11 protein-coding genes are annotated in these 16,093 nt (G+C 52.4%); 6 read left to right on the top strand and 5 right to left on the bottom strand.

Annotated elements, in window-relative coordinates:
* The first annotated feature begins 182 nt into the window (after positions 1-182).
* The gene (locus F6R98_RS06185) at positions 183-488 is read left to right on the top strand and encodes a hypothetical protein (RefSeq protein WP_153248244.1); all 306 of its coding nucleotides are present in this window, start codon (positions 183-185) and stop codon (positions 486-488) included.
* 558 nt (positions 489-1,046) lie between these two features.
* Here F6R98_RS06185 and F6R98_RS06180 read toward each other — a convergent pair.
* Positions 1,047-1,412, bottom strand: coding sequence for a hypothetical protein (locus tag F6R98_RS06180; protein WP_153248243.1), 366 nt, complete (start codon positions 1,410-1,412; stop codon positions 1,047-1,049).
* A gap of 406 nt (positions 1,413-1,818) precedes the next feature.
* On the bottom strand, positions 1,819-3,414 hold the full coding sequence (locus tag F6R98_RS06175; protein ID WP_153248242.1) for an ABC-F family ATPase: 1,596 nt from the start codon (positions 3,412-3,414) through the stop codon (positions 1,819-1,821).
* Between the two features lie 566 nt (positions 3,415-3,980).
* Here F6R98_RS06175 and F6R98_RS06170 point away from each other — a divergent pair.
* Positions 3,981-4,985, top strand: coding sequence for an HD domain-containing phosphohydrolase (locus F6R98_RS06170; RefSeq protein WP_153248241.1), 1,005 nt, complete (start codon positions 3,981-3,983; stop codon positions 4,983-4,985).
* 21 nt (positions 4,986-5,006) lie between these two features.
* On the opposite strand, the gene F6R98_RS06165 is transcribed toward F6R98_RS06170, so the two are convergent.
* Positions 5,007-5,207 carry a hypothetical protein gene (locus F6R98_RS06165; RefSeq protein WP_153248240.1) on the bottom strand — a complete coding sequence of 67 codons (201 nt, stop codon included), beginning with the start codon at positions 5,205-5,207 and terminating at the stop codon, positions 5,007-5,009.
* A 123-nt stretch (positions 5,208-5,330) separates the two neighbouring features.
* Complete coding sequence (locus F6R98_RS06160; protein WP_153248239.1) at positions 5,331-8,378, bottom strand: S8 family serine peptidase; 3,048 nt, start codon at positions 8,376-8,378, stop codon at positions 5,331-5,333.
* Positions 8,379-8,922: 544 nt separating this feature from the next.
* On the opposite strand from F6R98_RS06160, the gene F6R98_RS06155 reads away from it, so the two are divergent.
* The 4 genes from F6R98_RS06155 to F6R98_RS06140 all read left to right on the top strand — a co-directional run bounded on the left by F6R98_RS06155 (position 8,923) and on the right by F6R98_RS06140 (position 13,664).
* Positions 8,923-9,285, top strand: coding sequence for a transposase (locus F6R98_RS06155; protein ID WP_320412173.1), 363 nt, complete (start codon positions 8,923-8,925; stop codon positions 9,283-9,285).
* Between the two features lie 881 nt (positions 9,286-10,166).
* Positions 10,167-11,723, top strand: coding sequence for a chitinase (locus tag F6R98_RS06150; RefSeq protein WP_228125125.1), 1,557 nt, complete (start codon positions 10,167-10,169; stop codon positions 11,721-11,723).
* Positions 11,724-11,838: 115 nt separating this feature from the next.
* The gene (locus F6R98_RS06145; protein WP_153248236.1) at positions 11,839-11,997 is read left to right on the top strand and encodes a hypothetical protein; all 159 of its coding nucleotides are present in this window, start codon (positions 11,839-11,841) and stop codon (positions 11,995-11,997) included.
* 332 nt (positions 11,998-12,329) lie between these two features.
* Complete coding sequence (locus F6R98_RS06140; RefSeq protein WP_153248235.1) at positions 12,330-13,664, top strand: diguanylate cyclase domain-containing protein; 1,335 nt, start codon at positions 12,330-12,332, stop codon at positions 13,662-13,664.
* Positions 13,665-13,756: 92 nt separating this feature from the next.
* Here F6R98_RS06140 and F6R98_RS06135 read toward each other — a convergent pair whose 3' ends face one another.
* The gene (locus tag F6R98_RS06135; RefSeq protein WP_153248234.1) at positions 13,757-16,081 is read right to left on the bottom strand and encodes a response regulator; all 2,325 of its coding nucleotides are present in this window, start codon (positions 16,079-16,081) and stop codon (positions 13,757-13,759) included.
* Between the last annotated feature and the right edge of the window lie 12 nt (positions 16,082-16,093).

The following is a 16,093-nucleotide window of genomic DNA, read 5'->3' as shown; positions in this document are numbered from 1 at the left end:
CTCGATTTCCGGATACGCAGAGCTGGCATCCTTAACAATATTATGAATCAAGCCTTTCATATCCGGCTGTTTTTGGCGTATGATAATTCTCAGGCCGGCAGGTAAACCCCGTCGTCGCTACTACCAAAGCTTCAGACAACGTCGGTGATCAAAAATACTCTGTCATGCAGGAGGGCACGGCTATGCCTAGACGTATAGATAAAGACAGCGATGACAAATCCGCCGGTATCCGCTTCCATATCAGTTCGGCGCGGATGTCTATAAAAAAAATCAGTTTTGTCGCGTTTCAGCGTTTTCTCGACGATATGGAGCGCTCGATGTTTCTGTGCCAGGACTGCGGCTGGCGCGGGCGAGGACGCGACCTGATCCCGATGGAACAGGACAGCCACGACGTCTACACCCTGCAGGATGCGGAAACCTGGTACGCCTGCCCGCAATGCGAACAGGAAATCGCCGTCGAGCATCCCATCATGCGGAGCGCGGATTGATAGAACCTGCCGCATGGGCGCGATCCAGTCCGTGACTTGACGGATAACGCAACACTCGGAGTTGAGCGGAAGAGCGCGCGTCACCGCTCAGCCTGTTGAATCAAAGCGAACTGACCCTGTTTGAATTCGTAATAATAAACGCCTTTTCCCTGCTCGTTGCGGCTTCCCGTGATCACAAGCAAGCGGCTGTTTTTCCTGAAGGCCACCGGCTCAACGTCTGGGCCGAAGTCTTCCCCGCAGCATACAGCCAGAAAACCTGTCCGCTGGTTTTGTCCAACACAAACGACATGAAGCAACCCCTCAGCAGCCGAATGACGACAGTACATAGTGACCTGCAAAATTAATGCGCTGTTTCAATGCATCAAGAATCCGGGCTTTATACTCTCGATCCTGGCTCGATTAAAAACCGGGGCGTCGTGCCGACTTCCGTACTGACCGGCGATTCGTAATACGTCTCGAACGATGGCGCGCCGCCGCATGAGCCGGAAGCATAGCACCCGCAATGCAAAGAACGAATTTGTAATGACCATATTCATTACTTTGCTTTTGTCCTTAAACTTATGGGTGCGTGTGCTCTTCAGTCAGCTCAATCTGGATTTCAACGACGCTCGCAGATTTTTGTTGTTCGCGGCTTTCCTCGGGAACAAATCCAAGCTGTCGTTTATGGGAGTCCAAAGGAAGTATCGCGGCAATCAGATTATGCGGCAAAAATACTTCATCCTCCACTTCCTGTCCATCATAGAGACGATGAACTCTTGCTGAAAAATACGGTCCCGAAACTACAATTTCCGAGCATGGCAGGAATTGAATCACTTGTTCATTGGCTAAATAAGCCGATTGGTGCATGGAGTAAAGCAGATATGCCAGGGGCGAGTCCAAATGATCGAGATTGTGCAGAAAAACCATGTGCGTAAAATTATTCACTGTGCTCCCGGGTTGGCTGGTATCTAATCCGGATATGCTATTTGACGCAAAACCATGCGTCAATTACGATTGGATCAATTGTTCGTAAGCAGGCCAACGGCGAATGGAAAATCATCCGCTACATCGGCTACGAGAATTAAACCTGGCCTGGGTATCCGGCCGCTCTGCCTAACGCAGCAGGTCTGCAAAAACCGATTAAATCAGCGCTTCCCCAATACTAAATGGATGTCGCTGATTATATCGAATTAGCATTGCTTAACAAGGTCGAGAGGAAACCGCCACCCCTATCATGGAAGCTCTTACCTTGCCCGGTTTCCCTCACAGCGCCGCTCCCAAACGGAGCGGCGCTTAAGTGCTCGCTTCGCGATTTGTAAGTAAATACATCGTACAGTGTAACCAGTAGGCGTTACACCACACCCTGACTGGCAAGATAATCCTCATAATTGCCATTGAAATCGATGACCTTGCCGTCACGTATCTCCAGAATGCGGGTAGCCAGCGATCCGACAAAGGCGCGATCGTGGCTGACGAAAATCAGCGTGCCCTTGTATTTGTCGAGCGCGGTGTTCAGCGATTCGATCGATTCCATGTCCATGTGGTTGGTGGGCTCGTCCATCAACAATACGTTGGGACGCTGCAGTATCAGCTTGCCGAACAGCATGCGTCCCTGTTCTCCGCCGGAAAGCACGCGCACCGGTTTCTTCACGTCGTCGCCGGAAAACAGCAAACGGCCGAGGATGCCGCGCACCGTCTGCTCGTCGTCGCCGGGGCGCATCCACTGCTGCATCCACTCGTCCAGCTTCATACTATTATTGAAATCGGCGGCATGGTCCTGTGCGAAATAGCCGATATTGGCTTTCTCCACCCATTTGACGCCACCGTGATCCGGTTCCAGATCCGTTGCCAGACAGCGCAGCAGCGTGGTTTTACCGACACCGTTTTCGCCGATAATGGCCACGCGCTCGCCCGCCTCGATACGTAAATTAAGGTTCTCGAATAACGAACGGTCAAACCCCTTGCTCAGCTCCGTCACATCCAGCGCCTGACGGTGCAGCTTTTCGCGTTCATCGTACTCGAAACGAATAAAGGAATACTGGCGGCTGGAAGGCTGAATATCCTCGATCTTGATTTTTTCGATCTGTCTGGCGCGCGAAGTCGCCTGACGCGCCTTGGAAGCATTGGCGGAAAAGCGCCGCACGAAATCCTGCAGCTCGGCGACGCGCTCCCTGGCCTTGGCGTTATCGGTAAGCTGACGCGTGCGCGCCAGCGTCGAGGCTTCCATATAATCGTCGTAATTGCCCGGGTAAACGGTCAGCTTGCCGTAGTCCATGTCCGCGATATGGGTACAGACCTGATTGAGGAAATGCCGGTCATGCGAGATGATGATCATGGTGCAGGTGCGGTTGTTGAGCACGTCTTCCAGCCAGCGTATGGTGTTGATATCGAGGTTGTTGGTCGGTTCGTCCAGCAGCAGCACATCCGGATTGGAAAACAGCGCCTGCACCAGCAGTACGCGCAGTTTCCAGCCGGGCGCGACCGCGCTCATCGGGCCGTTGTGCTGGCCGATCGGTATGCCGACGCCCAGCAACAACTCGCCGGCGCGCGCTTCCGCCGTATAACCGTCGTATTCGGCGAACTCGGACTCCAGCTCCGCCGCCCGCATGTAATCATCTTCGCTTGCATCCGGGTTGGCGTATATGGCGTCGCGCTCCTGCATCGCGCGCCACATTTCCTCATGTCCCATCATGACCACATCCAGTACGCGCCTATCTTCATAGGCAAACTGATCCTGCTTAAGCCATGCCATGCGCTCATTACTGTCTAGCGAAATATTGCCGGCGCTCGGCTCCAGCACCGAAGCCAGAATTTTCATAAAGGTGGATTTACCGCAGCCGTTGGCGCCGATCAGGCCGTAACGGTTGCCTTCGCCAAACTTGACGGAAACATTTTCGAAAAGCGGCTTGGCTCCGAATTGGATGCTGAGGTTATTGGTGATAAGCAAGTTAATATTCCCGAGAGGTAGTAAAATTCAAAAGTTAGGCTCTGATCATGGCAAAGTTGCATTCCATGAATGCAACAGGGGTATGTTTTTAACGGGCGCGGGCTTGAAAGTCAATGGAGCGAGCCTCAGCCTGTACCAACAGTTGGAATGCCCGAGAATACAGTATCGCTCCCACCGGACGGCGAACATATTGCATGATAACCCAAGGAACACTGACATTTCCTGCTTTCGGTCAATTTACGGGCAAATACCCGCGACTTCCTGTGTACCCTCAAAGTTGATAGACTGAGGATGTAGAGAAAGATTACGACCATCCATTGCCTGGGCAAAAATCAAGCTGTCCGCATTAATTTATGCAAGAAATTAAAAACTTGCTCCGTATCGACTAATTGCAGATATCACGTCATGCAGATACGTACTGTTTCCGGATTTGGATTGGAAGGAAAAACCACGGCGTAACGGGATGCGCAAACTCGAATGTCAACAGCATAGTCAGACGGTTTTGTCGAAAACTTCAACTAGACTGCGACTCTGAAGACGCTACTGACGAATTGATTGAGAGACATATGGCTAAAAAAGGTAAAATTCTTGCCGTCGATGACACTCCGGCCTCTCTGAAATTGTTGTCGAACCTCCTCCAGGAGGAAGGTTATGAGGTACGCGCAGCCATTAACGGGGAACTGGCCTTGAAGTCCGCGATCAGTAACCCGCCTGAACTGGTTTTGCTCGATATTCGCATGCCCGATATGGATGGCTTCGAAGTCTGCCGGAGACTCAAGGAGCACCCTAAAACCCGTGGCGCACCGGTGATTTTCGTCACCGCCCTGTCCGAAACCGAAGAAAAAGTGCAAGGATTTGCCTTGGGGGCCGTGGATTTTGTCACAAAACCCTATCAGCGCGAAGAGTTGCTGGCCAGGGTCCAAGCCCACCTCGAAATTAACCGTCTGCGCAACCATCTGGAAGAAATGGTGGAAGATCGCACCAGCAAGCTAAAGGAAAGCATGCTGGACTTCATCACCGCGATCGCCGCCACAGTCGAAATGCGCGACCCCTACACTGCCGGACATCAGCGCCGTGCGGCCGGCCTCGCTGCCGCTATCGCCAGAGAGATGCAATTGCCGGAAGATCAGATCGAGGGAATCTATCTTGCCGGCGTAGTGCACGACATCGGCAAGATACGGGTTCCGGCCGAAATACTCTGCAAACCGGGACGGCTGAGCGCCACTGAATACTGTCTCATCAAGGAGCACCCGGAAGCTGGCTATGAAATACTCAAACCGATCAATTTTCCCTGGCCGATTCCCCAAATCGTATTGCAACACCAGGAACGGCAAAACGGGTCGGGTTATCCGCAGGGGCTCAGCGAGACGGAAATCCTGCTGGAAGCCAGGATTCTGGCGGTCGCCGACGTAGTAGAAGCCATGATGTCGCACCGCCCCTATCGCCCTGGACGGGGTGTCGATGCCGCGCTGGAGGAAATCACCCGTAACAGAGGCGCGCTTTACGATCCCCTGGCGGTGGATGCCTGCCTGAAACTTTTTCGGGAACGGGACTATCAGTTTCCGGACTGATCCGACGCGCACGGCCTACAGTCACCCGCTACGGCTTCTAGCGATATCCGCCAGACTTAAATACCGGCAGACTGGGCTGTGTGACGATACGCAGACAATTTTTCGCCGCCGGGCGAGCGTCTCCTTGGCCCTGTCGAACAAGACTGGATACTGCCTGATCTTGTCCGCGATCAAACGATGCAATGCGAGACTACGTTCGTCCAGTTCGTGATGTGTTCGCATGCTCAGTTACCCATCGATAAAGAACACTGTGCGCAAGATAAACCTCCTTGAAACGAAAAAACCGGCCAGAAGCCGGTTTCCCCTTTCTACGGCGGTTACACCTACCTTTACCCGACCACTTAATTAAGCGAGGGTGATGAGACCCGCCCCACTAATAACCGTGGCTGCGGTATCGGCATAACCAATGAGGACGACCGCAGCCGTACCGTGGCCGACAGTCGCATCGGCCCACTGAACCAGGGATGAATTACCCGTGGCAGAGGCAGTAAACGTACCATTGGTACCACCAGTGTAATTACCCAGCACGATTTGTGCTGACAGCCCACCGGCAACAACCGGGTTTGTAAAGCCGCCATCCAATGCGTTGGTCAGCGTACCGGCAGCAGCGCCAAGATTGATTACGTCCCCAGTTCTTGCGCCGCTGATAACGTCGACACCGCTCAGTGCGCCGTTGGCGGTGATGGCCGAGCCGGTATCATTGGTACCGCTAAGTGCGGCATAGATCAGTTTATCAACCGTACCGGTGGTTTGGGTACCCAAGTTGATCGTGTCAGCACCGAGGCCGCCTGTAATGGTGTTGGTCGAAGCCGAGCCAGCAGTAGCAGTATAAGAGAGGTTGATCGTATCGTTGCCTGCGCCCGTTGCAATGGTATTGGTTGCTCCGGCAGACAACGTCACGTTTAAAATATCGTTGCCCGCACCCGTTGTAATCGTCTGCGCGCCTGAAAGATCTGATGCTGTTATTGTGGCGGAGCCTGCGCCCGTACTGGTAATCGTCTGCGCGCCTGAATCATCAAATGCTGTTATTGTGACGGAGCCTGCGCCCGTACTGGTAATCATCTGCGCGCCCGAACCATCTGATGCTGATATTGTGACAGGGCCTGCGCCCGTACTGGTAATCGTCTGCGCGCCCGAACCATCTGATGCTGATATTGTGACAGGGCCTGCGCCCGTACTGGTAATCGTCTGCGCGCCCGAACCATCTGATGCTGATATTGTGACAGGGCCTGCGCCCGTACTGGTAATCGTCTGCGCACCACCGCCACCTTTGTTTGTTATCGACACTCCGATAAGATTTGCACCCGCAATGGTTTGCGCACCACCCCGGTCTGATGCTATCACTGTGGCAGGACCAGAGCCGGCGTTAATAGTCTGCGCACCCTGACCGGTTGTGTTTGCATTGATTGTTTCAGTCCCGGTAAACAGGGTCCCACCATGACTCCCATCCATATAAACATTAATCGCGCCGTCGACGGCTGTCGACGTCAGATATACGCCTGCCGTAGCAAATGCGGCATTAAACTTAGCACCTGAGGTAAGGGTCTGTGCGCCTGTGCCGTCGGTTGCAATCGAAAGATTTTGGATCCCGCTAACATGAGACCAAATACTGTCATTATCTGCTGTAAATGAAGTAGCACCACCTTCCGTATAATACGAGATATTCAGCGTATTGATAGTTCCCTTGCCAGTGATAATATCGTCAATTTTAAACGTATTCCCCCCCCCAACTTCGCCATCGCTATAGCTACCGTTAAAAGTATTCATAACTGGGTTTGCAGCAATATAGCTGGTCACTGAAGCACTGAGCGTGAATGTGTATGGAGAATAAGCATTTGTCGCATCATTCGTGATGACATTAGGCGAGACTCCGACCAATCCCACCGTAATGGCATGCACTACCGCCGCTGCTAACTGCGTTTGATCAAGAGCGGGGTTGGATTGTTTGATCGCCTGCTCCAAAACCGCTGCCTCTGCTGCAACCTCCGGTGCCGCGTAAGAGGTGCCTGAGTCAGCCTTTACCCCCCCTCCTATCTGATAGCCCAACACATTGGCGCCCGGCGCGTCCACATAATTATAAGCGGCGCTGCTGCCGGCCTGATTGCTGAAACCGGCCTGCACTATATCTGAACCGGAAGCAGTGTACTGCGTAGCACCCACAGCGATGACATTGCCCAGTGTTTGAGCGGCAGCAGCCGGATAAGCTGGGCTAGTATAGCCCGAATTGGCAGAGGCAACCACCACAATGACCCCGTTATCACTGGCGTATTGCAAAGCTGTCAACAGCTCGTTGTCGACAGACGTTCCCAACGATATATTGATTACGTTGGCGCCGTTATTGACGGCATAAGTGATTCCTGCCGCTATGCTGCCTTGAATACCCTGATAGCTACCGTTGACGTAGGTGCCATCATTCAGCGCCAGCAAGCTCGCACCGTAAGCGCCGCCGGTAACCGGCGACGGGTTTGCTGCCGTACCTGTATTCTGCGCAATTATTTGACTGGCTACAAAGGTGCCATGACCGTTGAAATCCTGCACAGAGGAAAAAGCGCTGCTTTTTGATGCCAGGTAGTTTGTTTTGAGCGCGGTATTGCTCAGGTCGAGGCCGCTATCGATTACTGCGATGGTAATACCCGCGCCGGTGTACCCGGCTTTCCAGGCACTCTGGAAATTAGCTGCGTTTATACCCCAATTAAGCGTTGTAGTATCAGAGGCAGAGGTAAGGGGGGACGCAGGGGTAACGGTCTTCCCTGTAGCCAGCGCCAGCGCAGTATCGAGATTTATCATCCCGAGTCCGGTAGTGCTGCTCCAGGTACTGGCTACAGAACCAGAAGAAGGAGCATAGATAGGGGCGAGCGTATCCGCCGGGTTGACTGTCGTAGAACCGAGCGTCGCAAGACTCAGCGCAGTTTGTACGTTAGTCGCGGGAAGCGCCACCGAACCCGTTCCCCACATGTTACTGGTTCCGCCTTTGGTGACATAGGCTGACCAGGCACCGCTGTTGGCATCGACATAAGACGTAAAGGCCAGACCGCCATCAAGAAACTGTACGTCGACACCTGAATCATTGGCGCCGGCTTCCGGTTGGCTGAGCTGAAATTTTATAGTCTGGCCGTTCTGAACGTTAGTCAATGTGACATAGCCATAACTGCTCGATACTGTATACGATTTATATGAGCCTTCCACCTTCAATGTGAACAACCGATGGAATCCCGTTTGTGTATCGGTGCTGTCTTGCCGGCTGGTAATGTTGGCATCGCCCAGCGTCCCGAATATGAAGGTATTTGAATTATTCTGCGCCACATTGCTGTATGTGCTGACCCAGTCACCTGGCGCATAGATGTTACCGCTGATTCCATCCAGATTCTGGCTTCTAAGATTGAGACTACCCATAATTACTGTTCCTGTTTAGATTACCTTACTGTGTGTGCCTGCGGCACACTTTCACCACCCTGTTATTAGGACGTTTAACCTGCCGCCCATAGCCTACGAGCAGAAAATGGCAGCAACACAACCTATCTGGATGTCCGAAAATACTTGACCACTACATCGGATTAGGCTTTTCATGATTGCTCCTTGGAATATTGAATATAAGATCGTTGCTGCGCGCATAAAGCCACCCAGTCATGCGCGATAAATTTTACCCAAGTCTTTCAGCTTATTAATCGGCATCGAAATTTTGACTGCTTATGGTTTGAGTAACAGTACGCGAGAAATGGTTCTCGCTTTTTGCAGCAGCCATTGATCGGCGCTGTTTGCTCGATCGTCCGATGAAGTAAACGTCCATTAAGGAAACACTGATTTAATCGCCGCCTATTTCCATGTATTTATTATTGATAACATTTAATCATGATATAACAATCAATATATTACACTGTAACGGCGCCAGGCGCATGATGAAACAGACCGCTCTCCCAGACCTACTTCTCCAGCAGAAATCCCGCATCACGCGGCGCGAGACTTTTTTGAACCCGATGGATCGGTAGTTCCCTGGTCCGAGCTGATTGAGATCATTCAGCCGGTATATCCCGCTTCCGGGCGAGGCCGCCCGCCTATCGGGATAAAAAGGATGCTGCGGCTGTATTTTATCCAGCAATGGTCCGGCTTTCCAGACGAAGGAACCGAAGACGCGCTTTATGACATACCAATACTTTGCCGCTTTGCCGGTATAGACCTCACGCATGAACGCGTACCCGACGCCGCCACGCTATTGACCTTCCGCCATCTGCTGGAAGAGCATAAGCTGGCTGCGGTGATGCTGGAACGCATTCATGCATTACTGGAGGCGAAGGGGTTATGATGCGCGAAGGAACGATAGTCGACGCTACGCTGATAGCAGCGCCGCCCTCGACCAAAACAAAAGTGGAAAGCGCGGGAAACTAAAAGCGATGCGCGGCGCTGAGCGCGCAAAATGCGCAAGCAGGGTGGATGGGCATCAACGCGGCATATGTTAAAAACGGCGTCGTTTATCAGCAAATCAACCCTATCAACGGTATCATTCCGGTCGCCGCGCAGTTTATCAACCATGGTAAACTCGATGAGACCGTTCCCCAATTGAGTTGTCCTTACAAACCGGAGCCTTGTCAATAATGCGCCGAAAACGAAAACTTGCACTTGACGACCGCCTCGTACCGCTCACAGCGCGGGCAAACCAATCAACCGCCGGCCCGCCAACGTCAACCGTACAGAAGAGCGCTCAGGCATGAATTGCGTCTAACCCAGTCGATTGAGAAAACCCGTAGTTCAAAACCCTCGTGTAGCCGATCAACCGGTCGGCGTATACCGTAACGCAGTTAATCCGTACAGGAGGCGCATGTGAAAAAAAAACACCGACAACACCTAATCGCTCTATTCGCTTTATGCTGTTTATTTGGCGGGCCGGTTTTGGCTGCAACCGTACCGAATTACGACCCGTCCCAAACATACAAAAAGCTTGCGGATGTCATGTACGGCGGAAAAAAATGGCGCGCCATGTACTGGGTGGAACCAGGCATGACGCCTTCGGAAACGCAAGGGCCCTGGGCTCTTTTCGAAGAAAAGCGCTGCTCGGACTTTCCAGCCTGGGAAGCCAAAGTATATGCCACGGCATTTACTAAAATCTGCTATCAAGGCGCGATATATCAGAATCAGTGGTGGGCCAACCCTGGGGATATACCAGGCAAAGCCGGCTTATGGCAAAAAGTGGAAAATACTATCGTACCGCCAGGACCGCCGCCGTATAAACCTGTACCGACGTGCCCTTCATTTTATACGCCACTGCAGGCCGACGCATTATTCAAAAGCCGCAAGGATATTGACTATCTGTTTAACAACGGAGACATCAAAAGCCGTGAATCCGTAGCGACGAATTTTTCATCGCTTTCGCAAACTCAAAAAGATTATATCCTCAAGCAATTGTCGGCAGCTTATGCGCTACCCTGCCAGCCTGCCGTCGATGCAGGCAATATGGGTAATAATCAATATAATGTGCAGAACGTCATGCAGGCATTTCCAATAGAGTCATGGAATATGTACACAAAATACCTTACGGAAGTAACACAGAAAAATGCAAAAAACAGTGAGGCAAATAAAAAATCCATAGAGAAGAACTGGCAGGATATTTTTGTTGAAAACGGCGGCGGCCCTGTGTTGACCCAAACGTTGAGTTACGAAAACTTGCTTAAGGTTATTGCAAGATATCCGCACTTTTGCGGCGACCCTTCCGCCTCGGATAAGGGTAACGTATCGATCGATACGTGCAGAAGAGAAATTGCAGCCATGTTCGGTCATGCCGCGCAAGAAACCGGCGGTCACGATACCATCGTAGACCAAATCAAATACCCTGAAAACAGGCAAATATTGTCTGCAAGCCGTGAAAACAACCAGGAAAGCTACGCATACGAGTTTAAACCGATCACGACAACCAACTGGTGTTATACGAGTTACGGCGGCAATGATCAAAAGCTTTTGGACAATTATCAAGTATGCTATTACGGCAGGGGTTTGCACCAATTAAGCCATCCCAGCAACTACGCAAACTTTTCTGCAGTCATGCTCGGCGACCCGGACTTTTTACTGAAATACCCGGATCACGTTGCGCGCGATGGATATTTGATACTGGCTTCGGCTGTTTATTTTTATATGACGCCAGATCCGCCAAAACCTTCGATACACGCCATGTTCATTGGCAGTTACAAGCCAGGCGCTTTATATAATTACGGGACGCCGCTTCCGGAAAAAACAGCCAAGGATTACCGACAGGCGGTCGGACCGCTGGGAATCAATATCACCAACCAGGGCGAAGTAGCCGACCCGTTTAAATTCAGCACCAGCGCCATCAACGGCGCGTACGAATGTTCTTTGGAAACTTCTGAAAACCCTGAATGGAAGAAAGATACGAAAGGCCAGCTTAAGCGGAACAGCCAAAACCGTCATAAGTATTATCTACAATCGATTGAGTACATACAGGCATCAAAGAATACATCTGAGAATTCCTACATTGCCGGACAAACCTACTGCGACCTTCCACATAATTCATTATTCGCATACACATGGAAGGATCTGACGACATTATTCGGAGCAATGTCAACCAGCACAGACTTTACCAGCATGTTCGCCGATAAAAGTGTATTCACCGACGCTATTCCCATGTTGATAAAATACGACGCGTCGGACTGCGGCGTATACGACTTTGCGAACGGAAGGATGACCCCTCTTATTGCGCCTAACGCCTATCCGGATTCGTGTATAAAGCAGTAGGAAATACCGCTTCGTTATTGCGGCCGAGTTGCCATGCTTTTTTCTATGCGTGGCATGGCAACTTCGGTACAGCAGTACAACACCGAAAGTATCGCCATTTTTTGCGAAATCTGACGTGAAAATCCAGTTTTTGCAGGAACACTTCATCCCTCCCCGCTCCCCTGCTGACCGCACAGATGCCAAGGATCAACAGGTCTATCAAGACATGGAGCTGTTTGCGCTTCATCCGGGACTTTTTAATATGGCGGAACACCCAGGCGCACAAACCATTTGAGCGAAGAGACCGGATAATATTATAATGTAAAGACAATATCCTGAGTCCGTGGTAGTTAGAGTCAACAGTATGATTTCATAAGAAATCAACGTTCATTTTGGGTGAAGCGAAAAGCGGCGCATCCATATGAATTCCATGAATATTCCCGGAATCGACCACGGATTCAGGAATATTCCTTGCGCCCATATGGCATGGTGCAAACAGCAAAACGAACGCTTACCCTCTACTTCAGTCCGGAAAGGCTTGGATTGTGAAACAGGAGCGGCATTTGCACCCTAACCTTAAACGTAGCGATTACCAGCCTGCTTTTCCGTATCGCTTGGAGATGATTAATGAGCGAAACCGAACTCATCCGTGTACTGTCGATAGAAACCGAAGCCGGCGATATACAAATCTCGCTGCATCGGTTTGCGCGTATGCATTTTGATGTTACCCGGATCTGTTCGTTGCGCGAAGCGCTGCAAGAGGAAGTTGAATCAAGCTACGATGTTTTACTTCTGGATCTGCCGCACGCCGAAACGGAAGCCCTGGAAACCGTCCGCATCGCGCGGCAATCGGCGAAGCGTATTCCCATCATCGCATTAACCGCGCCAGACCAAACCGATTTCTGCCAGAAAATGCTGGACGCAGGGGCTACCGACTACTTGGTGAAGGGCGATTTCGGCCACAATGGCTTGGCACACTGCATTCGCAATGCGCTGCATCGAGTGAAACTGGAAGATGCCTTATGCCGATCGGAGAGCAGGTTTCGCACGCTTTATGATTCGACCGTTGATGCGGTCATGCTGCTGGATGAGCAAAGCGTTTTCGACTGTAACGAAGCGACCTTGACAGTTTTCGGTTGCGCCAGCCAGGAAGCGTTTTATTTGCACCTCGCCGACTTGTCTCCGCCGGAGCAACCCTGCGGCGCCAATTCCAGAACGCTGGCCGACCAGAAGATCGCCCAGGCCCTGAACGAAGGCAATCAACATTTTGATTGGGTATTCGAGCGTGCCGATACCGGCGCAAGCTTTCCTGCAGAAGTAATGCTGAGCAGGACGATACTGGAGAGTAAGCCCATTCTGCAGGCAGTCGTGCGCGACCTCTCCGAACGCAAGCTGGCGGAAGAACTGACGTGGCGTCAGACGCATTTCGACGGCCTGACGCAACTACCCAACCGGCAGATGTTCCATGAACGGCTGAAGCAAGGTGTCGAAGATTCGGCTGGGGCGGATATGTCCCTGGCGTTATTTCTTATAGACATCGACCGCCTCAAGGAGATAAATGAACATTTGGGATATGACGAAGGCGACAGTTTGCTGATAGAAGCCGCGCGCCGCATTGGCGCAAGCGTGCGCGAATCGGATACCGTCGCGAGGTTGGACGGCGATGAGTTTGCCGTTATTCTGCCTGAAATAGCCGTCCCAACCAATATCGAACGCGTCGCCCAGAAAATTATTCAAGCATTGAACCAGCCTTACGCATCGGGAGACGAAACAACCCGCCTTTCAGCCAGCATCGGCATAGCCTTTTATCCAAACGACGCCGTTACCATCAAAGAGCTGCTCTATAATGCCGAAAGAGCGATGTATGAAGCCAAAAATGCGGGCCGTAACCGTTTCAGTTATTTCGCCCAGCCTTGTGACGGACCGCATAACGTCGCCAGCCCTGATACAACAACCGGTTAGCAAAGCAACCCCGCAACCTATCCGCCAATACTGCCGGCTTGTGAAGCATGAATTTAATCAAAACCGGCCGGAAACAGGCAAAACAAGGCTTTTTACACAGGCGGTTTAAAACATTGGGCATCCGGTTGATGCCCAGGGTGCGATAGCGACGCTGACGCGACCGAAAGGTCGGCGGTCCGGCCGAGCGAGTTCAATATAGCAGGATAATCGAAATACTCCACCAGGCCGGACAACTTACGCCCCAGATGCGCATCGCACTCGCCTATCTGCCGGATTATAGCCGTGATGCGCCCGCTATCCAAGCTTTCCAGCGCTTCCCTGAGCTGTTGACGCACTGCGGCCGGCAATACGGCCAGCATCGCCGGCGTCAGAACCACTGGAATATTGTGTTCCTCGACCTCGGCATGATAGCGATATTTGATGCCCAGTTGCCGCGCAAGACTGTCATAGATTTCTTCGAAGCGGTAGGGCTTATGCACGATATCGTTCATCCCCGCATCAAGCAGTTCCTGCTGCTCTTCGCTAAAAACCGAAGCGGTTACGGCGACGATCTTCACCGATTGGCCCTCCGGCAATTGACGGATGCGCCGGGCGGCTTCATCCCCATCCATAACCGGCATGCGCCTGTCCATCCAAATGAGATCCGGATGCCAATCCTGGAAGAGTTTCACACATTGCTCGCCGGTCCCGGTCGCTTTCACTTCGAGACCAAGGCCGGTCATTAGCTTGCCGAGCAATAACTGGTTTTCTTGCTGATCCTCGGCGATCAGTATGCGATAGCTTGGCTGCCCAGGAGCAAGTCCCGCCACTTCGCCGCGTTTCTCCGGCTTGAAAACGTCGGCAGCGCTCACCAGCTCCACCGGCAAGTCAACCCAGAACAATGCCCCTTTCCCGGCTGTGCTGTCGACGCCTATGTCACCGCCCATCAACTGAGCAAACTGACGAGAGATACTCAAACCCAGTCCGGTGCCCTTTTGTTCTCCGCCATCCGCCAATTGCACGAAAGGATGGAACAGACGCTGCTGATCTTGCTGGCTGATACCGGGGCCGGTGTCTTCGACCTCGATTCGTAAATGTTGATTGAAATTGGAATTGCACTCGACGCCGAGACGGACAGTAACCTGACCCTGTTTGGTGAATTTCACAGCGTTGCTGACCAGATTGACCAGAATCTGGCGTATCCGCGCTTCATCGCCCCTGATATTTCGCGGAAAAGAGGAGGCCAGATCGAGCGCCAGCTGCAAGCCCTTTTCTTCTGCGCGCAATCGCATCATCTCGACAACTTCCCGCACCATGCCGCCCAAATCGAATGGAGCTATTTCCAACTGCAGGTGTCCAGACTCGATTTTTGCCATTTCCAGCACATCATTGATCAAACTCAGCAAATGCTCGCCGCTACGATTGATGATATTGAGATTTTCACGCTGACTTTCGGTCAGATGCGGGTCGCGGCGCATCATATGAGAGAAGCCGAGTATGGCATTCATCGGTGTGCGCAACTCGTGGCTCATGTTGGCAAGAAACAGGCTCTTGGCCTTGTTGGCCGCCTCGGCCGCATCGCGCGCCAGCTGCAACTCCTCCGTACGTTGCCTTACCGTTTCCTCCAGCTGATCCTTGTAACGCCTGAAATTTTCCTCGACACGCTTCCGTTCGGTAATGTCACGGTCAATTCCGCGATACCCCTTCAGCCTGCCCTCGGCGTCAAATATAGGGGTAGCGCTGCTTTCCAGAAAAACCACCCTGCCATCCTTGTGCAGATTGGCGTTTTCCAAAAGACGGAACGGCTTCTTCTCACTGGCGATGTCATTGAATACCGCCTTGACCCGCCCCGATTCAGCTGGCGGCATCAGATCGAATGGCGTCTTGCCGAGAATCTCCCCAACGCTGTAACCCAGCAGGTCAAACACCTGGGGACTGGCATAGGTGTAGACCGCCTGCGCGTTGATCTCCCATATCCAGTCGCTGGTGCTTTCCACCAGAGAGCGAAAGCGCTCCTCGCTCTCCCTCAGCGCTTTCTCCGCCGCCTTGCGCGCGCGAATACCCCGCTCTGCAGACAACGCCTGACGGACGGACGACGCCAGCCGCGCCAACCCGTCTTTCAGTACATAATCCTTGGCCCCCGCCTGGATCAGCTTCACCGCTTCGATGTCGCTAAGCGCGCCGGTGACCATGATCACCGGCACGTCAGGGTGGTTGCCGCGCACAATTTCCAGCGCGGTCATGCCGTCGAAATCGGGCAGTTTGTAGTCGGACAGCACAATATCCGGACGGAAGTCATCCAGCGCCCGGATGAACGCATCACGAGTATCCACGCGCATTGAACTGAAAGTCATACCCGACTTGCGCAGTTCGCGCTCAGCCAATTCCGCGTCAGTAAGCGAGTCCTCCAACATCAGGACACGCGCCCCCCGATTCATGGCGGTCTGCGC

Origin of the sequence: Candidatus Methylospira mobilis (genome assembly GCF_009498235.1) — a bacterium.
In the GTDB taxonomy this organism is placed as follows: Bacteria; Pseudomonadota; Gammaproteobacteria; order Methylococcales; family Methylococcaceae; genus Methylospira; species Methylospira mobilis.
The sequence above is the reverse complement of the archived record's forward strand: the minus strand, read 5'-3'. Positions and strand labels throughout refer to the sequence as shown.